This is a genomic window from Lactobacillus sp. W8093 (assembly GCF_016100925.1).
GTDB classification, from domain to species: domain Bacteria; phylum Bacillota; class Bacilli; order Lactobacillales; family Lactobacillaceae; genus Lactobacillus; species Lactobacillus helsingborgensis.
In genome coordinates this window covers 70,156-90,058 of record NZ_JACFRL010000005.1, presented here as the reverse complement: position 1 = coordinate 90,058, position 19,903 = coordinate 70,156, and the positions used below count along the sequence as shown (strand labels likewise).

19 protein-coding genes are annotated in these 19,903 nt (G+C 34.5%); 3 read left to right on the top strand and 16 right to left on the bottom strand.

All coding sequences use genetic code 11. The annotated features are described in order from the left end of the window. Window positions 1–59: 59 nt before the first annotated feature. The 9 genes from galT to H3T47_RS04665 form a co-directional block, all read right to left on the bottom strand. Window positions 60–1,538 (bottom strand): UDP-glucose--hexose-1-phosphate uridylyltransferase, encoded by a 1,479-nt coding sequence (gene galT, locus H3T47_RS04705; protein WP_199282704.1) that lies wholly within the window; start codon window positions 1,536–1,538, stop codon window positions 60–62. Between the two features lie 12 nt (window positions 1,539–1,550). Beyond that, window positions 1,551–2,717 (bottom strand): galactokinase, encoded by a 1,167-nt coding sequence (locus H3T47_RS04700; RefSeq protein WP_199282703.1) that lies wholly within the window; start codon window positions 2,715–2,717, stop codon window positions 1,551–1,553. Window positions 2,718–2,857: 140 nt separating this feature from the next. Then, entirely contained in the window at window positions 2,858–3,793 is a 936-nt protein-coding gene (locus tag H3T47_RS04695) for an AAA family ATPase (RefSeq protein ID WP_199282702.1), read from the bottom strand. An 89-nt stretch (window positions 3,794–3,882) separates the two neighbouring features. Continuing rightward, window positions 3,883–4,557: a 2,3-diphosphoglycerate-dependent phosphoglycerate mutase gene (locus H3T47_RS04690; protein WP_187159705.1), complete on the bottom strand. Its 675-nt coding sequence runs from the start codon at window positions 4,555–4,557 to the stop codon at window positions 3,883–3,885. A gap of 1 nt (window position 4,558) precedes the next feature. Then, on the bottom strand, window positions 4,559–4,735 hold the full coding sequence (locus H3T47_RS04685; RefSeq protein ID WP_222711717.1) for a hypothetical protein: 177 nt from the start codon (window positions 4,733–4,735) through the stop codon (window positions 4,559–4,561). 18 nt (window positions 4,736–4,753) lie between these two features. Beyond that, window positions 4,754–5,641, bottom strand: a complete 888-nt coding sequence (locus tag H3T47_RS04680; protein WP_199282701.1) for a cation diffusion facilitator family transporter — start codon at window positions 5,639–5,641, stop codon at window positions 4,754–4,756. 53 nt (window positions 5,642–5,694) lie between these two features. Continuing rightward, window positions 5,695–6,375 carry a histidine phosphatase family protein gene (locus H3T47_RS04675; protein WP_199282700.1) on the bottom strand — a complete coding sequence of 227 codons (681 nt, stop codon included), beginning with the start codon at window positions 6,373–6,375 and terminating at the stop codon, window positions 5,695–5,697. Window positions 6,376–6,808: 433 nt separating this feature from the next. Then, window positions 6,809–7,444, bottom strand: coding sequence for an SdpI family protein (locus H3T47_RS04670; RefSeq protein WP_199282699.1), 636 nt, complete (start codon window positions 7,442–7,444; stop codon window positions 6,809–6,811). Further along, the gene (locus tag H3T47_RS04665; RefSeq protein ID WP_199282698.1) at window positions 7,431–7,709 is read right to left on the bottom strand and encodes an autorepressor SdpR family transcription factor; all 279 of its coding nucleotides are present in this window, start codon (window positions 7,707–7,709) and stop codon (window positions 7,431–7,433) included. Before H3T47_RS04665 ends, H3T47_RS04670 begins: the two co-directional genes overlap by 14 nt. Window positions 7,710–8,026: 317 nt before the next feature. Here H3T47_RS04665 and H3T47_RS04660 point away from each other — a divergent pair, with 317 nt between their 5' ends. From H3T47_RS04660 to H3T47_RS04650, 3 genes are all read left to right on the top strand, one after another. Beyond that, a complete protein-coding gene (locus tag H3T47_RS04660; protein ID WP_199282697.1) occupies window positions 8,027–8,683 on the top strand; it encodes an HAD family hydrolase in 657 nt (218 codons plus the stop codon). A 36-nt stretch (window positions 8,684–8,719) separates the two neighbouring features. Then, entirely contained in the window at window positions 8,720–9,304 is a 585-nt protein-coding gene (locus tag H3T47_RS04655; protein WP_199282696.1) for a DJ-1 family glyoxalase III, read from the top strand. Window positions 9,305–9,964: 660 nt separating this feature from the next. Beyond that, window positions 9,965–10,999: a linear amide C-N hydrolase gene (locus tag H3T47_RS04650; protein WP_199282695.1), complete on the top strand. Its 1,035-nt coding sequence runs from the start codon at window positions 9,965–9,967 to the stop codon at window positions 10,997–10,999. 52 nt (window positions 11,000–11,051) lie between these two features. Here H3T47_RS04650 and H3T47_RS04645 read toward each other — a convergent pair whose 3' ends face one another. The 7 genes from H3T47_RS04645 to H3T47_RS04615 all read right to left on the bottom strand — a co-directional run bounded on the left by H3T47_RS04645 (window position 11,052) and on the right by H3T47_RS04615 (window position 19,746). Continuing rightward, window positions 11,052–11,822, bottom strand: a complete 771-nt coding sequence (locus tag H3T47_RS04645; protein ID WP_109918656.1) for a macro domain-containing protein — start codon at window positions 11,820–11,822, stop codon at window positions 11,052–11,054. A gap of 5 nt (window positions 11,823–11,827) precedes the next feature. Then, window positions 11,828–13,117 (bottom strand): DarT ssDNA thymidine ADP-ribosyltransferase family protein, encoded by a 1,290-nt coding sequence (locus H3T47_RS04640; RefSeq protein ID WP_158593329.1) that lies wholly within the window; start codon window positions 13,115–13,117, stop codon window positions 11,828–11,830. 172 nt (window positions 13,118–13,289) lie between these two features. Further along, complete coding sequence (locus tag H3T47_RS04635) at window positions 13,290–14,147, bottom strand: helix-turn-helix domain-containing protein (protein ID WP_199282694.1); 858 nt, start codon at window positions 14,145–14,147, stop codon at window positions 13,290–13,292. A 559-nt stretch (window positions 14,148–14,706) separates the two neighbouring features. Continuing rightward, a complete protein-coding gene (locus H3T47_RS04630) occupies window positions 14,707–17,304 on the bottom strand; it encodes a cation-translocating P-type ATPase (protein WP_199282693.1) in 2,598 nt (865 codons plus the stop codon). A 624-nt stretch (window positions 17,305–17,928) separates the two neighbouring features. Further along, the gene (locus tag H3T47_RS04625; RefSeq protein WP_199282692.1) at window positions 17,929–18,795 is read right to left on the bottom strand and encodes a DUF4097 family beta strand repeat-containing protein; all 867 of its coding nucleotides are present in this window, start codon (window positions 18,793–18,795) and stop codon (window positions 17,929–17,931) included. Window positions 18,796–18,815: 20 nt separating this feature from the next. Further along, entirely contained in the window at window positions 18,816–19,439 is a 624-nt protein-coding gene (locus H3T47_RS04620) for a DUF1700 domain-containing protein (protein ID WP_199282691.1), read from the bottom strand. Then, window positions 19,423–19,746 (bottom strand): PadR family transcriptional regulator, encoded by a 324-nt coding sequence (locus H3T47_RS04615; RefSeq protein WP_109918662.1) that lies wholly within the window; start codon window positions 19,744–19,746, stop codon window positions 19,423–19,425. Before H3T47_RS04615 ends, H3T47_RS04620 begins: the two co-directional genes overlap by 17 nt. Window positions 19,747–19,903: the final 157 nt, after the last annotated feature.

The following is a 19,903-nucleotide window of genomic DNA, read 5'->3' as shown; positions in this document are numbered from 1 at the left end:
TATCTTAAGATTAATACAGCCTGTATTAATAAAAAATTATTTCAATTACTATAGGAAACTTAATTTAGCCCTACTGCATTAACAAAACGCATAAAGGCTGCTTCGCCCTCTGTTGTTTGCTTGAAAACACCGGCATCTGCCAAGACATGAGCAAAGACTAGCCCTAATTCTCGCTGCAAAATTTGCTTAACGTTTGCGCTATTAATTTGATATTTAGTCTTAATATGACGAGCCCAGTCAAGATGCATTGGGGCAATATCATTAGGTTGGTCGAGTAAGTACTTTTTGACCTCAAGTAATTCAGGTTTTAATCGTGGTGGAAAGATTGCCAGACCCATTACTTCAATCAAACCGATATTTTCCTTTTTGATATGTTGCACAGCGGGATGCGGGTGAAAAATGCCATCAGGATATTTGGCAGAAGTTTGATTATCACGTAAAACTAGATCAAGCTCATAAGTCTGGCCGTGTAAACGCGCAATTGGCGTGATTGTATGATGGGGAATGTGCTCTGTAAATGCCCGAATATCTACCTTTTCATCACTATAATTTTGCCATTTGCGCAAGATCTTGTTTGCTAATTCGACTATGCTTTTTGGGTTTTGACCACGTAACCGAATCACAGACATAGGCCATTTGACTATGCCAGCTTCTATATCACTAAAACCAGCAAAACTTAGTTTTTTAATAATTGGCGCCTTTTCCATTGGGAAACTGTGTCTTCCCCCTTGGTAATGCTCATGCGCTAAAATCGAACCTCCGACAATTGGCAAATCAGCATTGCTACCGGCAAAGTAACCAGGAAATTTGCTGACAATCTCCAGTAAGTTTACAAAAGTCTGTTCACTTATCTTCATTTTTTCATGAACAGGTGCCAAGAAAATACAGTGTTCGTTAAAATAGGCGTAAGGAGAATATTGAAAGCCCCAAGTTTCATTTCCGAGCTTAAAGCGAATAACACGGTGATTTGTCCGAGCAGGGTAATTGCTATGTCCGAGATATCCCTCGTTTTCCATGCACAACTGACATTGTGGGTATGAAACAGTCTTTTTATATCTGGCAGCGGCAATGTCTTTAGGGTCTTTTTCAGGCTTAGACAGATTTATTGTAATTTCCAGATCACCGTATTTACTTCCCGCAGTAAAATATATGTTTCTAGCAATAGCTCTAGTCTTAATGTAGTCACTTGCTTTACTCATTTGGTAAAAATCAGCGATCGCTTTTTGTGGTGAAAGCTGGTAACTTTCCCAGAACTTTTGATTCACTATACTTGGTCTAGGTACAATAAAATTCAATAATTGTGCGCCCAAGATATCGTAAGCAGAATTGCTGTTTGCAATTAACCCATTATTCTGAGCAGCAACAATTAACTCGTCTTTCAGATCAAGCAGATTGTCACTCGTAGTTTCAACTTTCAGCGCTTCATCGCCTACGAGCGCCAAAATTCTGTTACGCAAATAAATACGATCAAGTTCAGTAAAAGCGCTATTAGCAATTATTTGTGTGATAAATTCTTCAACTAAATTCTTTTTACCCATCTCAAATCCCGTTTATCGTAAAACTTTCGTACCGTCAGCAGTTTCTGCAATATAAAATGAAGGTAGGTAGCCTATTTTTTCTTTATATACGGTTGCGACTTGTTTCTGAAAGTCTTCTACCCGATTTTTAGCAACTAGTGCGATGGCGCACCCACCAAAACCGGCTCCGGTCATACGTGCTCCTAGAACACCAGGTTGTTTCCATGCGGTATGCACTAACGTATCTAGCTCTTTACCGGTTACTTCGTAATCATATTCCAAAGAAACGTGCGAAGCATTCATTAAGTGACCAAATTCAGTTAAGTCACCCTTTTGTAGTGCCTTTTCAGCGTTTAAAGTACGCTCATTTTCCCAGACTGCGTGACGGCAACGCTTAAGCAATTTTTCGTTTGGCAAAAGATAACTGTTTTCATCAAACACTAAATCATCTAACTCTCCCAATGATTTAATGTCTAGTTTTTCCTGCAAAAATCGCAGACCCTTTTCGCATTCAGTCCTGCGTTCATTGTACTTTGAGTCTGCCAGAGTACGTTTTTTGTTAGTGTTCATAATGACAATCACATTATTTTTCAGGTCTAAAGGTACTAATTCGGATTTTATTTTATCAGTATCAAGCAAAATGGCATGATCCTTTTTACTCATAGCCACCGCATATTGATCCATGATGCCAGAGTTAACACCGATAAATTCATTTTCGGTTTTAACACCCATTTTCACAATGTCTAATTTGGCAAAAGACAACTGGTATTGATCTTGCAATATTACGCCAATTAACATTTCCAAGGCAGCAGAGGAAGATAGTCCCGCACCATCAGGAATGTTACCGTTAATATAGATATTTAAACCATGTTCAATTTTGGCGCCACTAGCAAGCATAAAGTGTAACATGCCTTTAGCATAATTAGCCCAAGAATCTTCTTTAACAAACTTCAATCCATGGAGGTCCGTTTCAACTACTCCCATATCGGCAAAGTTTGCTGAATAAAAACAAAATCTTTCATCATCACGAGGACTAGCAGCACCATAAATTCCTAAAGAAATGGCACATGGAAAAACGTGCCCACCATTATAATCAGTATGTTCGCCAATCAAGTTAATTCTTCCGGGAGAAAAATAACAGCCAGTAGGTGTCTGATGATAGATATTACTAAATTCTTGCTTAAGTTCTTCAATCTTCATTTGTATTCATTTCCTTCTAAAAGCGCTATCAAAATACTGACAATTCAATTATACTTCATTATAATTCACCAGCAATGTTTGAAAGGAAATTCCCAATATTTAAAAAGAGTTTCGGTTTTCCGAAACTCTTTTCATAGTTGTTACCAAATATGCAATAACCTGTCAGGTTGTAATTTGCTTAGATTGAATTGGTGTACATGTTGCGGCTGACTTTGGGGAAATACCTCCAAAAAGTCAGCGGGATTGACTAGCCCCGTCGAATAGGACCAAACACTTTTTACTTTTTTAATGGGATCAAGCATTTCATTTCTAATAGGATATGCCGAAATTAAAAAGTGCTTGTGATGAAATTTAAATACAAAAAACGGTAACCGAAATTGATTAACAACTTCATCTTGAGTTTTACCAATTGTCACAACATTTCTGTAAGTACCATATTTTTCAGTAAAAAGATCGTTAAAAGAAAAATAAAAGTTAGAAATATGCACATGGGGAAAATCTTCTTCCGCAACCTTGTCTGGCACTGCTACTACATGTGCAAAATGATCTAAATTACTTTCCTTTTGCGAAAGTGCCTTACCTAATTGATTAGGTGTAATAACGTGTGCCCATTCCGGCAGTGTTAAATTATCCTGATATGATAAGTACATTTCTCTAATGACACCCGGCTTAACCCAATCGTATTGCCTGCGAATCTCATTGCGATTAAGCAAATTACGCAAACTCTTATGGTACATTAGATCAACAACAAATAATTCGTAACGATAACGTTCAATCCACGGCTGATAATGCTCAATATTCTCAGGAAAAATATGCGTACTATCTACTATGACCGTTTCGCCACGTTTCATCTTTTCTTCTACAAGGTAATCCACCACTTGCTCCGTGCGTTCATTCGCATAACGCGGAATTACTTGATGTAAGCAATCGGTATCTTCTTCATAGTAATAGGTTAAATTCGCCAATAACAATCTAATTTGATCACGACTAATCGCATATGGCTGTAAGTGATGACGAGAAATAAAAGAAGATTTACCGGAGCCTGGTGCGCCTCGTAATAAAAATATTTTACGCATTCCTCTACTCCAAACTAAGAATGATAATTCAAATGATATCGTAATAAATTTTAACATACATCTGAAAAATTCCTTACTAAGAACCAAAGTCAATGTAAAATCTTTTTATCAATTATTTCCAATTGCGGATTGAAAGTATAGATGATAGGCTCCGCATTGGGTACTTCTAATTTTATAATATCTTGATCATTGATATTTTCTAGTTTTTTGATTAATGCACGCAAGCTTGAACCATGTGCCACAATTAATTGATCTTCTCCCATTTTTAGTCTATTAGCAACGTGATCCTGATAATAGGGCCACACTCTAAGTTGGGTTTGATAAAGACTTTCAGCACGTGGTAACAGGTGATAGTCACAACTGGCATATCGTCTGGAGCTAACTTTTTTGCCTGCAGGTGGAATTGCATAAAAACCACGTCGCCACTCTAATACCTGCTCCTTACCAAAAATTTTTTTCGATTCTTCTTTATTAATTCCCCGTAAATTGCCATAATGTCTTTCATTTAGACGCCAAGTCTTGGTAAGCGGTAAATATAAAAAATGACAGGTATCCGCTACGATATTTGCGGTGACAATCGCTCTCATTAAAACCGAAGTATGAATATGCGTAGGGTCATATTGTGGTATCAGATTTATTAAATTACCGGCTGCTTCAGCTTGGGCTCGGCCTTTTGCAGTCAAAGCAACATCATTCCAGCCAGTATAGACATTTGCCTTATTGGCAAGACTTTCTCCATGTCTCAAAAGCACCAACTTTACCATTTCACTTCACCCAGTGCATTACTATTAAGACCAATCCGCTAATTGTAAAAATTATGCCCAACACCATAAAGGGTGTAGCACCATGGTTATGATTGCGATATCGACGGTTGTAAGCATAAGCAATGTCATAAAGTCCAACTATCAACACGATCACTGCAGTAAAAATACTAACTCTCAAAATTATTTTTTCTCCTAGCTACTCACGACTACGATCAGTTACAATCATTTTATCATTTTTTCCACGGTTACACTCTGCTTGGAAGTTGATATGATTAATTCCCAAATCTTTTAACTTAGAACTAATTTGTTGCGTTAATTGCTCGAATTTTCCAGCTGTTAAATCGGGATTAACATTGACATGTGCGTCAAGCATGACATAACGGTCGCTATAACGCCACACATGAACATGATGAATATTATTTATTTCAGGAAAAGACAAGACAATCCGATTTACTTCGTCTAAATCAATATCTGGATTAGATTCCATTAAAACATTGGCAGCTTTACCAGTTATTTCAAAAGCTTCATGAAAGACAAAAATAGATACTAATAAAGTCATTAACGGATCAATCCAGCTGATGTGCCAGTAGTAAATAAAAATGGCGCCAATAACAACTGCTACACTAGACAGGGCATCGCTTAACATATGAACGAAAGTAGAGCGGACATTTAAATTCTTTTGACCACTTTGTCTCATTACCAGCATTGAAACAACATTAGTAAGAAGTCCAATAATAGAAACAACAAGCATAATTCCGCCACTAATTTCGGTCGGTTGCCAAAACCGTTCAATTGCTTCAATAAATAAAGCAATACTGATTAAAATTAAAATTATACCGTTAGTAAAAGCTGCTAGCGTTTCTGCTCTATCATAACCGAAGGTCTTCTTCTTATTCCTGCTTCTATTGCTAATAACATGTGCAATAAATGAAATGACAATAGCACCTACATCACTCAGATTGTGGACCGCATCTGATAACAGCGACAATGAACCTGAAACAAAGCCACCAATAAATTCAGCGACTGTAATAATAATATTTAGTGCCGTGACGTAAGCATACCGCTTTGTTGTATGATCCTTCATCTTTTTTCCCTTCAAGTCTTAATAACAAAAAAGTCCTACTATTATGCAGGACTTCACATATTTTCAGCATCAACGTTATAATCAACAATTTCAAAATCACCATTCTCATGGAGTATACCACGGGTAACACTGCCATTATTAGGAAAAATGATGTCATGTAAACCATCGCTCTGGTTCCAGTATTTAATAGCCAATGTTTTAATGAAATCTCCGTGCGAAACTAACAAAATTCTCTTGTCACCTGCTGCTAACTCATGTAGCACGCTAACTGCTCGTACCATTCGTTCATCAAGTTCTTTTTTATTTTCAGCTAAATGACGAGGATCAGCCTTTTTAGTGGCTTCCCGAAATTCGTATATTCCAACTTGATTAATAATCTTCGTTACATCTGTCTCTGGACCAATACCTGCTGCTAAGGCAATCTGCTTCCAGGTTTCTTCAATGTCATCACCTTCAAAGGAACCAAAAAATACTTCTCGGAATTCCGGTAACTTTTTAATTTTACCTATTTCTGATACCTGATTAGCAGCTTTCATTAGGTGTACAGTATCTATGGCACGCTTTAAATCGGAAGAATACATATCGTCAAAATGCACCTGGCTTAACGCCTGTGCAGTTATCTTCAAGTCATTAATGCCCTTGACAGTCAAAGGAGAATCACACCATCCTTGAACTTTGTTTAGTTGGTTAAACATTGTTTCACCGTGGCGTACAAAATAAACTTCTGTTGCCAATTTGCATTCCCCTTTCTATTATAACGTGCTTTAAACTATAACATATATGCCTTATAAATGAAATACCCTGCTTAAATAAAAGCTAGAGCCGCAATAGAAACATGGATGTAGCAAACAAGAAGTGTATGTAAAATATCCATACCAAAATGACTAATATACATACCCACGACTAATCAATGTTGCAGCGCAAAAAGTTTTTGTGATAAAGCTTTTTTCGTATTTATCTAAAACAGTTAACCTATCTTATTTGCCATTTTAGACAGTGGTGACATATATCAAAAACAACAGTTCTTCTTACTTAGAACTTTATTACCAACTTTAGTTTTACTACTTTTACACCTATTTTAAAATGATTAAGAAACATAAAACCCCACAATATAGATTTCAGTCTCTCATTGTGGAGCTTTTTCATATTTAAATTATGCTACGCGTTTTAATAACCGTTTTTACTAAGCGAATAAGAATAACAAGTTATTAACAAAATATCTATAATTACGACAGCGATAACAATCCAATACATTTCCCAATAAGAGGTCAAAAGCAAAACAATGCCACTGATGAAAAAGAGCCATCCAGCAAAATGGTGCGTTCTGTGCCAATTAGTCGAGTTACGCAAAGTCCATGGTAGTCTAATGCCAACGAAACGATTGGGACTAACTTTAGGTAAATAATTACCAAAAATAATAAAGAACAGGCCCAAAAAAGCACTAAGTATAAAGGAACCTTTTACTTTATGACCCAGTGCATAGGCATAAAGTGACAGATTTACGATATTAGTAATAACAGGAACAAGCCAAAGCGTAATATTAACTATCTTAAAATCAAGATTTTTGGTTTCTTTTTGATTGCGTAAGATCAAAAATACCATTACTTGAAGAATAATTCCCAAAAAAGGCAGACCAATAATGACCCATAATTTATTGCTAAAAGCATTTGGCATATTAGTCATCCCAAAGTGTGTAGCCATTTTTTGCGGCAAACGATTATATAAAAATATTCCGGTCAAAACTGGAAATAAAATTAGCAGAAGCGAGATTAGTTCAGTTTGACGAATACTATTCTTTTTCATCATGATCTCCTTTCAGATCAACCAGCCAACTCATAATTTCTTCTATAATAGAAGTGTTTAGCGAATAATAAATAAAGTTTTTTTCATGTTCTTCTTCAATTAAATCAGCCTTTTTCAGCATATTAAGATGGTAGGAAATAGTAGCTTTTGTCATATTAAAATTTTTAGCAATGTCTCCTGCCGACATTGGTCCATTTTTTAAAAGCTGCAATATTTTGCGACGCACTGGATCGGACAATGCTTTAAAACTAGTTTCAAAACTCACATTAGTTCCTTTTCCTTTCTATTTAGATAAACATCTAATTAGATGTTTATCTAAATAGTATCATATTTGTATAAAAAAGCAATGACTAACTATTATAAAATTATGTTTTTTAGTGATGTTTGAAGTAAAAAACATGTTTGGCGAATTTTTATTTAGAACACATAAATGATATTGGTTAATCCTCAGCTGATGTTTTAAATAACGGTTTGTCCGCAAAAGTATCATTAACCCCGTAAGTTTGATTTTAATGAGCTACTTTAAATCGTTATAGTAGATCGCTATAATGCAGATAGGTATTGGGAGAAAGGAAATTAAAATTGGCAAAATTTCAAACATTAATTTTTATTCTTGAGGGCAGTTTATTAGATGAAAAGATTGCTGAACAAAATGCATTAAAGCAAACTTTAAAGTCAACTGGCAGAGATTTTGGTCCCAGTGAACGTTTAAAATATAATTCTGTGCAAGAAAACAATAAGTTACTTGGCTTTGAAGACCGCATACGATTAATTTTACAAACATTTTTTCATGAAAATTGGCAAGCTGCACGGCAGATTTTTATCAAAGAATTACAAAAACAAAATCGTTTGAATAAAGAAGTATTGCCATTTTTAGATAAAGTTAACGGCAAGGTCAAACTAATTCTGCTGGCAAAAGAGAACAAAAAAGTAGCATTGCAGCGTATGAAAAACACAGAGTTGGTAAATTATTTTCCGTTTGCTTATTTTAAAGATGACTTTACGGAAAAATTGCCACATAAAAAAGTTTTGACCACCATATTGCAGAAACAAAACTTGATGTCCGCAACTAGTTTAGTAATCGGAACTGATTTAGCAGATGAAATTCAGGCTGCAGAGAATGCCAAAATACAGTCACTCTGGCTAGCGCCTAAGAAAGTAAAAATGCCTATTAGCCCGCACCCAACATTACATTTAAATAAATTAAGCGATTTATTATTTTACCTAGAATTAAGCTAGTTTATAATAAAAGAAAAGGATTGTGAGGTAAAACAAATGAAAAAAGTAGCTGTAGTTTTTGCCGATGGCTGTGAAGAAATTGAAGGACTAAGTATCATTGATGTGTTGCGCCGTCTTGGCGTTCAAGCTGATATGGTCGGATTAAATAGCACTGCTGTTAATGGTGCTCATAACATCAAACTTACCTGTGACAAAACAGTTGATGAAAGTCTACTTGACTATGATATAGTGGCGTTCCCTGGTGGTGCGACTGGAGCAGAAAATTTGCGTGATAATGAAAAGCTCGCGGATTTAATGGTTAAGCGGCATGAAGAAGGCAAATGGGATGCTGCAATGTGTGCCGCCCCTATTGCTCTGGCCCGTTATGGCGTTATAGCTGATGCCGATTACACCTGTTACCCTGGCTTTGACAAACAAACAAAAAAGGATGCTCCTAGCGGACATTTTAAAGAAAACATAACTGTTACAGATGATCAGCATAAGATCATTACCAGTCGCGGCCCCGCAACTGCTTGGGCGTTTGCTTATGCAATTGCTGAGGCGCTTGGCATTAATACCAAAGATTTAAAGGCTGGAATGTTATATGATTATTTGGCTGAGAATATTCAAGACAGCTTATAAAGTCAAATCTGTGATCATAAAGAGGTGAAGCATTTTGTTTCACCCTTTTATTTTGCCATTATTATTGCTCAGAACTCAGACCACTATTTGAGCTAATATTAGGAGTAGAATAATTCCCCCTCTAACTACCAAAATTCCATTATGAAAAGTATATTGGGGCATTTTATGCAAATAAGTCAAGTTCCCTGTGAGTACTTCAATTGCAATAAGCTACGTAAAATTATGCAAAATAGGTTGGTGGTTTGCTACAGCTATATTTTTGACAGTTGTCATATCATTCTCCTTCATATCAGATAGTAGAACGAAATTTTTAATAAAAAACTTCGTTTTTTTCATTATTATGGTGTAAATCAGTTAGCCTAACCAGCAGGGAGAGATTTTTGCAATAAATTATCATTTGCTAAAACTTTATTCTTTTAAATAACAAGATCTCCTTAATTTCGCATTTTCCAAACTATGCAGTAGTAATAATGTAAATTACCAGCTTTTTACAGTCTTTGCATTATTTAACTGGCAGTCAAACCTAGAATAACTCACATAATTTTTTACTTCATTAACTATAAGATTATTCATAAATAAAGGTATTTTTTTAAGCAACATATTAAATAGATGATAAAATTAAATTACGCTTAAAAAGGAAAGATTATAGGAGGTATGATTATGTGTACGACTATTGCGATTAAGTCTGATAGTGGTGACGTTTTTTGGGGACGCACAATGGATTTTACGTTTGATCCGTTTAAACCCAGTGCAGATAGTAAAATGACTACTTTTCCCGCTAATTATGAATTGAACGGACTGCATCAAAGCTGGACTACCAAATATCCTTTTATGGGGATTAATGTCAATGACTCACTTTTCTTTAACGATGGTATAAATAGCGCTGGTATTGTCGGAGATGCTCAATTCTTAGAAGAATCCTCTTGGGATTCAGTAGCCAATCTTAAAAAGCGCGGATTAAAACCGATAATTGGTGAAGAAGTAGTTGCTTACGTCTTAAGTAATTTTGGCAGTATTGCTGAAATTAAGGAAGCATTCAAGCATTTGGGTCAAGAAAAGACCAACTATCCTGATTGGGAGGATGCAGACACCGGCATCCCTACACCAATTCCAATGCATTACACTTTCAGTGACGCCAATGGTAAGAGCGTAATTTTAGAACCGATTAATAACGGCGCATTCAAAATTTACGACGGTATCGGTGTAATGACCAATAGTCCGGAATATCCTTGGCATCTTGACAATCTGCGTAATTACCTGCAATTAACTAACCATAATTTAGGTCATCACCAGATTACCGATCAACTAGACATTAAACAAATAGAAAGTGGGTCAGGTTTATTAGGATTGCCTGGAGATTATACCGCACCATCGCGTTTTGTTCGGGGAACATTTATTTCTAAATTCCTAGCACCATTTCATTCTGATCAAGGAATTCCGCAATTATATAACGTCTTTAAATCAGTCATGATTCCACGAGGATTAGAGCATCTTCACGAAGGTGAGAATAAATGTGATTATTCTGGTTACTGGGCAGGATATGACGTTTCCAATAGAAGTTTATACATTCAGCCTGAAGATTGCCCAACAATGACCAAATTTGTTCTGGATTCTGAGACAACCACTAAAATCACACAGCCTATTCAACATGACTTTAAAGTTTTGGAAACTAAGAAACAAAAGGCCTTAGCTTAAATACTTAATTAACGATATTTTAATAAATATAATTATTTTATATTCATAACTTTTAAAAAAGATTCATTTGCTCTCCCTTTTTGCTTGATTTATTCTTCGTATCCTTTTGTAACCAAATTAAGTTTGAATTTTTTTGATCCATTACGGATAGCTTTTTTATATTTTCTAAAGCAACATCTTTTTTATATAGCATAGAATCAGGTAATACAATGCCGTCACAATTTATTTGATTATTTTCCTTTAGCTTTTTCAAATCTAAATAGGGGTTCGCTTCCCAAGCATCGTGTCTATTATTTAAATTTTCTTTTATTTTTTTCAAATTAGAACTATTATTTGTTTCACTATCAGGATGATAAATATGAATATACACAGGTATATCAACTTTTTTTAGATAGGTTTCCATTACTGGTTTTACATCAGCCCACGATAATCCTCCATTTTTTATACCCAATTGAGGAAAAGAAATTGATTTGATGCCTTTTTTCTGATAATCTTTCACAAACTTTTCTAGACCCAATTCTATATACTCAATTTTTGATTTATACCGCCAATTTTTTTTAGTTGGAAAGTTTAAAACCCACCGATACCTGTAATTACCAGTTTCTTTTTTGCGATATATTTCTGGTTCTTCTTTGCTAAGCTGCAATTGACCTACTTTAAGTTTATTATTTTGACACAAATAACGATATTTTCTATACATATCGGGGTAGTATTTTTTAAATTCTTTTGCTAAGCCCTTACCCATTATTCCAACTGTATTAACTGTATTAACTAAAGTTTGTGCTGGAGATAAAAATAAATTTTCATCCGTATAAATAATCATTAAATTCAGCTTTCTATATCTTTTATACTATAGCTTTCTTCAACTTGTTTTAAAATTTCTTTTTCTTCCGGTTTCAAGAAATCTATTGGCTGATCGTCTTTTCCTTTACAATACCAATCATTTTCGCCAACCTTACGATAAATTGTAAAATATTTATTATTATGATAGATCCTAGAATAATATCTGTTATTATCTCCTTTAGACCATTTATTGACGTCTAAAATCCAATCAGGATCATGAAAAACGCCAACTAGCTTTTTTTCATTGTTAATATCATTGACAAAAACTTCGGTTCTCTTTAAGTTATTTACCGTAACATTAAACATTCCTTTGCTTTTGCCGTTGTTCCATTTTTTAGTGTAAGTATAGGTAGAAGGCTTAGTTATTTTATCATTTTTTTCTACCTTAGTTAAACACTTTGGATACATTGTATGTGAAGTAGGTTGAACATTTTTCTTAGTGACTAGCATTCCAGCATCATGGAAAAACAAATCAGGTTTGACAACAATTTTATCCTTATACTTATCAATATCAATTTCTTCATGTTGTTCTTTTTTACTGAAAAGTTTAGCATTATGTTCGGATAACATTGTCAGTAAAGAAAGTTTTTCAATTTCAGTACGAACATATATTTTTTTAATATCTCCAGGAGAAAATTTCAAATAATCTTTCATAATGAATTCTGTCTGTTTAATATAATTTTTGCTGTTATAATCATCATAGATATCAGTAATATTCTGCTTTAAACTTGATAAGTCCTTATCTATTTCATCTATAAAGTTTTCACTTATACTACTGCCTGCCAAACTTCTTTTAGTTACAAAACCACCTAATTCCAGAAAATGTTTCAAACTAAAGGTAATAAAAATTGGTACTGGTAAATGGGCTGGCCTTTTCACCCATAATTCCCCGTTTCTTAATAATCGTTTATTTTTTTCTCCTGTCTCACCAAAAATTCCTTCATTACGGTACTGCGTCGGAGTCTTTGGCCGTAAATAGAAGCGAGCATAGTCATGAACCCATTTTTTGGTCAGTGATTCATTTACAAGTGTCGAGGCATTGTCATTTACTGATAAATTATTTGTACGACAATAATTCTTTGATCCAATTTTTGAAAAAGAAAGAATATTGGCCATGTTATTAATATCAGTGAAGTGCCAAATAAGACCCGTAGTATTCCCTTTTTTACTAATATCCATATACCAACTTTTGTCCACATTTTTTTGTGAATTTGAAAGAATTTCAAACGCATCTCGATAATTTTTTAATGCCTGATTAGATAAATGACTATTCATTTTCGTTATCTCCTTCATAATCCATATAATTATTTATATAAATTAAAATTCTAATTATTATTTTACCTAGATTATGATAAGACTTTATACTTCAAAATAGCTTTATTTGTTCGGTATAATGAATAAAAACGTTTTGACAACATAAATAATAGTATTATTTAAATGGTTTGGATTATTGGTAATCATATATTTTTCTTATTTGATCAAAAGTTTTTTCGAAAGCTAATCTAAGTTGATCCAATTCAAAAAATTTAAGAGCAGGGAAAAATACTTGTTCTATTATTCGGTCATCTTTAGTTATTATGTATCGCTTAAGCTCTTTGATGAACTTTAATCGAATCTTTTCGTAAGCAAAATTATTACCTAGGTTTAAATTACTTATTTCTGCAATCAATTTTTTTGCATCTTGAAAGTCATTAAAAAGTAATGAAAAAGCCGCATTAGTAAGTGCTGTTATAGCTGCATGTTGCCACTGATAATCGTTAGTTTTATTGTTAAATTGAGTTATTATTAATTTTGATAAGCCATAAACACGATTTCCAGGCAAAACATAGAGGGTATTTGCAAAATTAAAGATATCCGCATAATGCCAGGCTTGAGTTTCAGACAATAGTTCTATCAGCCTATTTGTATCTTGTTTTGAAAATAAGTTGATTCTTGTATCTGAATTTAGACAACTACAGGCTATCGCTGCTCTAATTAGTAAAGTTTTGTCAAATGGCTTACGCCTACTAGCGTCTAAGTATAAAAGTGACAATCTTTTAAGCTCGCTGTCATCATTACCATTGTATGCAGAAACTATTTTTTTATAGTCAAAATTATCAGTTAAGCTATCTGTAACAAATTCTGAAGGTTTAATTTGCATACGCTCAAGCATAGCTATTACTTTTTCAAAGGACATATTAGCTTTCCCATTTTCCCAATAATACAAAGATGATTTTGATGTAATATCATGAGCTGCCATATCCAAACTAATATGTTTTTGTTTACGCAAATTTTTGAATTTTTTTCCAAATTTATTATCATGCATGGAGGTTCCTCAATTGAAAAGAAAATTATATAGCTTATCTATTATCGCAATATTATTAGAAGGATCATTAGAGTTAGTTCCACTTAACTTTAATGATGTCTTTAATGCTATTTCTCACTTTATAAATTGATTTTACCACAAGTAAAGTCTTGCTTTTGCTACTAGTAAATAGCTATCTAAGTGCTTAATAGCTTAAATTATTCTTTTCATCAAAAAACGGTTAAAAGCTTTCTTACTTTTAACCGCTTTTTTAATATTAAGATACTAAATCTATTTAGCAACCAATAACGATAGGTAGAATAGCCATAGTATTTTTTACCTGATTTACTGCTAGCCGTTGATCATTAGCAAAATTTTCAGCTTTGGTAACGGTTGTAAAAGAAAAAAGACTATAGCGCATAAAGCTGGATTAAAATAGTTCTGTTCCAGTTTTTAAACCTCAAAAAACAAACTGTACTAATTATTTGCGGAAATTAAAAATATAAAGCTAAAATAAAAAACAGAGATTACCTATAGTAGTTAATCTCTGCTTTTTAAATATATATTAAAACAATATTATTTAACTATTTTCAAAATTTAACTGCAAGTTTCCAGTCAGCCGCTTATTTAGTTCTAGAATAAAAATCGGTATTAAACTTCCAAACAGAACAACCAGCCAGCCTTGAATAGGCAATAAAGTTAGATGCAAGAATTGTCTCAGATGCGGTAAAACCGTCAGTGATATAACTAGTGTCATACTTAGTAATAAGCCCCAATTAAGCATTTTATTCGTTTTAAAAGTTTGCCAAGATATTGGTTGCGAATCTTTAATCGCATAAATATCAATCATTGAACCAAGAGCTAAAACTAAGAAGACTAAAGTCATCCCTACTTGCGGATTGTTAGCTGAAATAATAAATCTGCCGTAAGCGTAAACGCCCAGAGTTAAAATTGTAAAAGTAATTGCGCGGATAATCATTCTTTGCATTAACCCCCGCCCAAGAAGACTTTCGTCATTACCTATTGGATCTTGAGCCATAATATTTGGTTCGCTAGGCTCTTTACTGATAAAGAATCCTGGTATTCCGTCAGCAAGAACATTGATAATTAGCAATTGTTCTGCTAATAACGGCGCGCCCCAGCCAAAAATTGTGCTAATAACCATTAGGAAAATTTGGGCGAAATTGACACCTATTAAGAATTCTACGGCCTTAATAATGTTTTGATAAACTGTTCTACCTTCTGCCACAGCTTTAATAATTGTAGCAAAATTATCATCAGTCAAAATCATATCTGCCGCTTCTTTTGCTACCTCAGTACCTGTGACTCCCATCGCTATACCAACATCAGCGGCTTTTAACGCTGGTGCATCATTAACACCATCACCTGTCATAGCAACAGTTTTATTAAGCTCTTGCCACATTTGAACTATTCTAATTTTGTCACTCGGCGATACCCGGGCATAGACACTGATATTTTGAATCCTTTGTTTCAGTTCAGCATCTGACATTTCACTCAATTCAGTACCAGTTATTGCCGTTTGACCCGAGTCCAAAATGCCAATTTCTTCTGCTATAGCTTTGGCAGTAACTAAGTGATCCCCAGTAATCATTACAGTTTTAATACCAGCTTGTCTAGCCTTGGCAATTGCTGCAGCTACCTCTGGTCGCGGAGGATCAATTAAGCCAATCAGACCCGCAAGTTTTAAGTTTGAATTAATTTCTTTCCAAGCGGTTGGATCTGCATCTTCTGGCAATACTTTATAGCCAACGGCAAGTACTCGTAAAGCAGCAGCAGCCAGATCATCATGAGCCTTTTGACCAGCTTCAATTACCTTGCTTTGCGTCAAAGGCAGTCGATCTAAGGCACCTTTTGCAATCACCAACAAGTGACCATTAGGTAAACGATGAACGGTTGTCATCATTTTTTTAGCGGAATCGAAAGGATCTTCTGCGATTCGGGGAGCTTTTTCTTCTAGTTGTTGGCGCGAACTCCCATGCGTTTTTAACCAGTTAACAATCGCAATTTCAGTGGCGTCCCCAACGACTTCTTTTGACCCGTCCTTTTCCATAATTTTAGCGTTATTAGCTAAACCTAACATCTTTAATAAATTTTGACCAGCCTCCGGTAAATCAGCCGCTTTTTTAATATCTGTTTCTGGAGTCCAATACTTAGTGATGGTCATTTTATTTTGAGTTAAGGTGCCTGTTTTATCAGTAGCAATCACGTCAACATTACCAATCGTTTCAACAGCGCCAATGTGTCTAATAATAGCGTTACGGTCAGCCATTCTTTTGACACCACGTGACAGACTGATTGTCACAATAATTGGCAAAGTTTCAGGGACGGCTGCAACTGCTAAAGATAGTCCGATCATCAGGCTATCCGCTAAAGCCTTATTTTGCATTCCCATACTTAAAGCAAAAATTACCACTCCGCCTAATGCAGCAAAAAGAGTCATCCATTTAGATAAACTATCCAATTTGCCCTGCAAAGGAGTTTGTCGTTTCTGGGTTTTATTCAAAAGATTCGCAATTTTACCAAGCTCGGTTGCCATCCCGATTGCAGTAACTTGAGCTAGCGCACTACCACCTACAACAGCAGTTCCGGAAAAAATACGCTCATCGTCAGTTAAATTAGTTTCTGCTTTAAAGTTGGTTTTGGAAACTGCTAAACTTTCTCCAGTTAAAATCGCTTCATCGACAGTTAAGTTAGTTTCTTCTATTATTACCGCATCTGCCGGAACCTGATCACCAGTATTTAGATAGATTAAATCACCAGGCACCAATTCGGAAGCAGCTAAAGTAATATCTCGACCATTGCGTCGACCCTTAGCTGTTGGCAAACTCATTGCTTTTAAAGCAGCTAGAGATTTTTCAGCTGAAGCCTCTTGATACAAGCCGATTACAACATTAATTATTAAAATCAAGCTAATTACAATTGTCTTGGTCCAGCCACCGTTTTGAAAAATAGCCATATATGTTGCTAAGACTACTGCCAGCAATAGTACTAACGATGAAATGTCCTTGAGGTGATGCCATATTTTTCTATATAACGGTACCGGCCGCTGTTCCAGCAGCTCGTTAATGCCAAACTCAACACGCTTTTGTTCTACCTCAGCATCAGTTAAACCGGACTTGGGGGTTATTTTGAATAGTAGTTCTGACTTTTGGGACATGCTATCTCCTCCATTATTCGATTAAATTAAATTTACAATTAAGCTGTTTGAATAGAAAAGCAATATTTATCGTAATTAAGCCGATTTTATAAAAAGCCAAACTTGATTAATGCAGTAAAGACAATATTTCTTTTATTTTTTAAAAAAGCAGAAAGCCTCTGATAATTATCCGAAGTTTTCTGCTTACATGATTATTAAAAGTTGTTGTTAATTAACAACTTTTTTCTAAAATTGTCTTTAGTTTAAAAAATAATTTCTAAACTAAACATCCTCTTTCCCATAAAAGCTTAATAATAGTATACAGGAACTGACATTTTTTGGCTATTTTTATGCTTATAATGTTTTCATTATATGATTTAAATTGCTTCTTCTCTTTTGCTAAAGCACTTTTTTTGTTATTTAAATTCTGGCAGCAAATCTTATTTTTAATAGCTCTCGTGGATAAATTAGCTAGCATTTATAAATGCTTGTCACCTGTATTTTATGATGGAACCATCAAAGCTAATAAATTAGTAACTAGCTTTTTATCGTAATTTTTCCTTTCAAAAATTTAACTATAAAAATAGCCCTGAAAGTTTTCTAACTTTCAGGGCTATCGATTATAGCTGGCACCCAAGATAGATCTTATTTAATAGTAATAGTTCCCTCTGTTGAATCAGCTAAAAGAAAATTTTTCTTCGAATTCTTTTTGATAAAGTTTTCATAAGGCTTTGAATTTTTGTACCTAATTGCTTTTCCATCCGCTGTGAGCTGGTAACTCAGATTAGGTGCATTTTTAATAACTAAGTTACTACTTTGTAAAGTAAAAGAATTTCTATTGCTGAGTTGTGAATTGGTAATTTTAATATCTGAGTCGGAAGCATCAAGGGTCATTGAGAAGCGAGAATTTAAAAGCTTGCACCAGCCGCCTTCTATCTTAACAATTGCCTCTCCCAGATCAGAGTTATTAAGTGTTGATCTATGGCTGCCCCCAGCTGATAAATTTGTACTTTTGGCATCAATATTGTCAATATCCAGATAACCGTCTGCACAACTTATAAAATATGCCTTAGCTTTCAGGTCTTTTAACCTGATATTTCCGTGATCACTGTTGCTATCGAATTCAGTATAGTGAACATTTTGAGGAACAGTTACATCAATTCTGGAGCCAATTTTACGCCAATTAATTGCAACAGGTCTGGGCTCGTATATATCCAAACGGTTATTAGCTAATTTTACTTGTACTGCGTCTGGATTAACACCCGTAACTGTAACTTGGTATTTTTTGCCTGAATGCAGAAAAACGTCTGAGGAATCAGTTTGAACAAAAACTTTATTAAATTTGTGGTTTGAGACGTATGTACGTGTGAGCTTAGTATTATCAATAGCTTTCAAGGTAAAGTGGTTATGGTTAGCGATTATTGGTTTTACACCATTATTAGACCAACCAACGAGCATCATAACCAGACCAACAATTAAAGCCAATCGACATATGCGATAAAACTTTCTCATATTTAATCCTCCTTTACCATCTAAGCATTAACTTTATAGTAACGCTGCTTGAAAATTCTTCTGCCAATATGTTGAAAAAAAGCAGCGCATTCTGCAGTTAAGAAACGGATAAACTTCATAATTATTGGAAATAGCATTAAGCTGACACATGTTAAAGCCATGCCTCCTCCGACGTAGAAAAAGCCTGATGCCCAGTTGCCGCCAAAAAGCAGTCCAAACGACCTAACCAATATAAAAACACCAGAGACAAATAGAGACGTAATAACGATAGCAAGAGCAATAAAGACTGCCGCTAAAGCGATCAATACAGCTACCATCACTACTACTGCCGCCAAAGCTAGTGGTATGCCGATTGGCGCTGCCAGAACTCCTAATAAAATAACCCAAATAGTTTTTAAACTAGACTTGGAAGATGTTTTTTGTGTTTCTTCTTTTTCAGGGACCGAAACAGAATAGTCTGCCATGATTTTTCGAGCTAATTGTTTAGGCGTTCCTAGCTCAGTAATTATGTCTGCTTCATTGTGGTAATTGCCATCAAGTAAAAATTCTTGATAAAATTGCACAACGTCTTTTAAATCTGAATTAGGCAGATCAATCAGATATTGTTTTAATTGCAAAATATAATTATCAATTATTCTGTTCATTTTCTTCTCCCATAACTTGATTCATTTTAGTGCTGAAAATTTGCCATTCTTTTTTTATTACTTTTAATTCTGACTTACCAGAGGATGTAATCTGATAATAATTTCTAGTTCTTCCTTGAAAAGGCCTTGAATAAACTGATAAAAATCTGTTGTTTCTTAATCTCTTGAGAACTGGATAGATCGTAGGCTCGGAAATACCAAAGGCCGCTTTAGCTTGCTCTGTAATAACACGGCTATAGAGATTACTTCTTTTGATAAAAGATAAAATGATGCCATCTAATAGACGATTGGGAATTACTATTGCCATAATTATTTCCTTCCATATTATATTATATATAATATTGTAGAGCTTAATTAAGGAGCTTTCAAGTCATTATCACAAGTTTTTAATTTAAATTATATTCATTTAGATTGTCATACTTCTCTTTAATCTTTTTAGTCTCGTTAAAAAGGTTTTTAAGAGT

Coding starts and splice junctions, on each gene's coding strand:
- galT (WP_199282704.1), bottom strand. CDS start 1,538: ATGGGTAAAAAGAATTTAGTTGAAGAATTTATCACACAAATAATTGCT.
- H3T47_RS04700 (WP_199282703.1), bottom strand. CDS start 2,717: ATGAAGATTGAAGAACTTAAGCAAGAATTTAGTAATATCTATCATCAG.
- H3T47_RS04695 (WP_199282702.1), bottom strand. CDS start 3,793: ATGCGTAAAATATTTTTATTACGAGGCGCACCAGGCTCCGGTAAATCT.
- H3T47_RS04690 (WP_187159705.1), bottom strand. CDS start 4,557: ATGGTAAAGTTGGTGCTTTTGAGACATGGAGAAAGTCTTGCCAATAAG.
- H3T47_RS04680 (WP_199282701.1), bottom strand. CDS start 5,641: ATGAAGGATCATACAACAAAGCGGTATGCTTACGTCACGGCACTAAAT.
- H3T47_RS04670 (WP_199282699.1), bottom strand. CDS start 7,444: ATGAAAAAGAATAGTATTCGTCAAACTGAACTAATCTCGCTTCTGCTA.
- H3T47_RS04655 (WP_199282696.1), top strand. CDS start 8,720: ATGAAAAAAGTAGCTGTAGTTTTTGCCGATGGCTGTGAAGAAATTGAA.
- H3T47_RS04650 (WP_199282695.1), top strand. CDS start 9,965: ATGTGTACGACTATTGCGATTAAGTCTGATAGTGGTGACGTTTTTTGG.
- H3T47_RS04645 (WP_109918656.1), bottom strand. CDS start 11,822: ATGATTATTTATACGGATGAAAATTTATTTTTATCTCCAGCACAAACT.
- H3T47_RS04640 (WP_158593329.1), bottom strand. CDS start 13,117: ATGAATAGTCATTTATCTAATCAGGCATTAAAAAATTATCGAGATGCG.
- H3T47_RS04635 (WP_199282694.1), bottom strand. CDS start 14,147: ATGCATGATAATAAATTTGGAAAAAAATTCAAAAATTTGCGTAAACAA.
- H3T47_RS04630 (WP_199282693.1), bottom strand. CDS start 17,304: ATGTCCCAAAAGTCAGAACTACTATTCAAAATAACCCCCAAGTCCGGT.
- H3T47_RS04625 (WP_199282692.1), bottom strand. CDS start 18,795: ATGAGAAAGTTTTATCGCATATGTCGATTGGCTTTAATTGTTGGTCTG.
- H3T47_RS04620 (WP_199282691.1), bottom strand. CDS start 19,439: ATGAACAGAATAATTGATAATTATATTTTGCAATTAAAACAATATCTG.
- H3T47_RS04615 (WP_109918662.1), bottom strand. CDS start 19,746: ATGGCAATAGTAATTCCCAATCGTCTATTAGATGGCATCATTTTATCT.